The 1,833-nt window shown below is 66.0% G+C and carries 4 protein-coding genes; all 4 read right to left on the bottom strand.

Annotation, left to right across the window (positions count from 1 at the left end; translation table 11 throughout):
* Window positions 1-264: hypothetical protein (locus tag AB0I53_RS32110; RefSeq protein WP_358611353.1), on the bottom strand; the 264-nt coding region annotated here is incomplete at its 3' end.
* 50 nt (window positions 265-314) lie between these two features.
* Window positions 315-659, bottom strand: coding sequence for a hypothetical protein (locus AB0I53_RS32105; RefSeq protein WP_358611350.1), 345 nt, complete (start codon window positions 657-659; stop codon window positions 315-317).
* A complete protein-coding gene (locus tag AB0I53_RS32100; RefSeq protein ID WP_358498701.1) occupies window positions 652-1,047 on the bottom strand; it encodes a YbaB/EbfC family nucleoid-associated protein in 396 nt (131 codons plus the stop codon). The genes AB0I53_RS32105 and AB0I53_RS32100 overlap by 8 nt, the downstream gene beginning before the upstream one ends.
* Before the next feature lie 20 nt (window positions 1,048-1,067).
* A complete protein-coding gene (locus tag AB0I53_RS32095) occupies window positions 1,068-1,478 on the bottom strand; it encodes a hypothetical protein (RefSeq protein ID WP_358611348.1) in 411 nt (136 codons plus the stop codon).
* Between the last annotated feature and the right edge of the window lie 355 nt (window positions 1,479-1,833).

Raw genomic sequence — 1,833 nt, 5'->3', positions numbered from 1 at the left:
CGCCGCATCCAAATAATTCGACGAACCATCCACAAACGGCGCCATCCGCGCCACAAACGCCCGCTCCGACGCCCCCGCAAAACCCGACGACCGAATCCCCTCAACCGCCGCCCGCGCATCCACCCGCAACCGCCGCAACCGAGCCGCATGCGACCGCCACACCACCGCCAACTCCCGCACCTTATCCTCATTAACAGGCGGCGGCTCATCCCCCGTAAGCCAATACGACAGCTGGCGCTCAAACTCACTGAACATGATCGCCATAACCGCCCCTTTAGCTCACCTAACCACTAACCCAGTACCCGTGCCAACAACTACGACGCGGCCGAACCGGCATCACCATCGGCTTCGTCCAGCTTAAATGCGGTGCCTCGCGCTCTCTCCCCGGCGTCGCCTATCGCATAGTCCAACCGATCCAAGAAATTCAGCGCGTACTCCTGACCGGGAACCACGGTCCCCAGCCAAATTTTGACGAAATCATTACCGCTGGCTCCCTTATAGCCTCCGGAGCCATCCCCAGCACCGTCGAAGACGTTGCCGTACGCACCGAGAGCGTTGGAGAAATCGCTCATGAGGTCCCGCGCTTCGTCAGCAACCCTCGAAATGTTGACCGCGCCGCCTGCCAGCGCGGAAGGATCTGCGGCGGTACGGTCACTCATTGAACGACTTCCACATCTTTTCGACGTCCGGGAACAGCGCTTCGATGTCCGGCTTGCCGGAGAACAGCTCCGGAATGTTCATGCCCTCCGGCGCCATCGCGGCCGCCAGCTCGGTGACGTTCTTATGCGCCTTCTCCTGCGCGCCGGTGACCGCCTCGACGATCGCCGCACCCAGCTCCTTCGGCGACAGATCGCGCCAGCGATCGCCGCGGAGCACCACCTCGGTGAGCCGGCCCTGCCCGTCCACCGTGGCCTTGATCATCTTGTTCTTAGTGGTCGCGGACTCCCGGACAGCCTGCATGTCCTCGACCGCGCCGGAGATCTTCTCGCGCTGCTCGTTCAGCTCCGCGAGGAGCTTGGACACTTCCTCGTCATAGTCCGGATCCATCGGACGCTCCCTTCTGCCGTTTACCCCGTCGACTTGGCGGACTCGGCGGAGTTCGAACCCTCTGCTGACTCCACGGCTTCGGGGGCCCCGGTGGTTCGCTTGGTCGGCTTGCCGGGCCCGGCGGAGTTCGAACCCTCTGCTGACTCCACGGCTTCGGGGGCCCCGGTGGTTCGCTTGGCCGGCTTGCCGGCCTTGCCCTTGCCGCTGGACGCCTTGGCCGGAGCGTGAACGTGGGTCGGGACCGGTGCGTCGTCCGTGACGCGGTGACCGCCATCGGGGCGACCGATGACCCCGTCGCCCGCTGCCAGGTGAGCGCCCCAGATCTCTTCGTCCTCGGACAGCCAGGTCTGGCGTTCCCGTTCGCGGTCACCGTTGCCGCCGCCACCGCCCATGCCACCCATGCCACCCATACCGCCCATCGGCGGCATCATCGGCGGCATCATGGGCATACCGCCCCCGGCTTGGCGCTGGTCAGAACCGCCACCGCCGGCCCCATCACGGGAACCGCCGCCGAGGTCGCCGGACCAGTCGGACCACCCCTCGCCGCCAAAGCCCGAGCCGCCAGCGGTAGCGAAGTTCGCTCCCTCGCCGAAGGAAGACTGACCACCTCCAAGGCCACCGGCGCCTGGCAGGCCGGAGCCACCCCCACTTCCGGACGGGAGGTTGAGCTCCGCATGTCCCCCACCGTCCGAGGGCAAGCCCGAACCACCGTTGCCACCCTTCGGCAGATTCAGGTTCAAGCCGCCGTCATCCCGACTACCCGGGAACTCCGGCACGTTGGACTTC

Origin of the sequence: Saccharopolyspora sp. NPDC050389 (assembly GCF_040655595.1) — a bacterium.
Classification (GTDB): domain Bacteria; phylum Actinomycetota; class Actinomycetes; order Mycobacteriales; family Pseudonocardiaceae; genus Saccharopolyspora.
Note: the sequence above shows the minus strand (reverse complement) of the source record. Positions and strands in the feature narration are given on the sequence as shown.